This window comes from Streptomyces sp. BE303, assembly GCF_036290945.1.
Taxonomy (GTDB): Bacteria; Actinomycetota; Actinomycetes; order Streptomycetales; family Streptomycetaceae; genus Kitasatospora.
Window position 1 is genome coordinate 1 of sequence record NZ_JAQYWZ010000453.1, and the last position, 326, is coordinate 326.

The window sequence follows — 326 nt, forward strand, 5'->3', positions numbered from 1 at the left end:
GGTTTTTGGTTGTGGGGTGGGGTGGGGGGTTGTTTTTTTTTTTTTGTTTTGTTTTTTTTTTTTTTTTGTTTGTGGTGTTTTTTTTTTTTTTTTTTTTTTTTGTTGTTTTGTTTTTTTGTTGGGTTGTGTTTTGTGTTTTGTTGGTGGGTTTGTTTGTTGTTTTTTTTTTTTTGTTGGTGGGGGGGGGGGGGGGGGGGCCCCCACCCCCAGCCGCCGCCCGGCCCCCCAAAAAAACAAAAACAACAAAAAAAAAAAAAAAAAAAAAAAACACGAACCGACGAGCCACCCACAACAAAACCAACAAAAAAATTTAGAATAAACAGCAA

General features: G+C 37.7%; 1 protein-coding gene. It reads left to right on the plus strand.

The genetic code is table 11. The annotated features are described in order from the left end of the window. Positions 1–314: hypothetical protein (locus tag PUR56_RS43350; RefSeq protein ID WP_329948461.1), on the plus strand; the 314-nt coding region annotated here is incomplete at its 5' end. Positions 315–326: the final 12 nt, after the last annotated feature.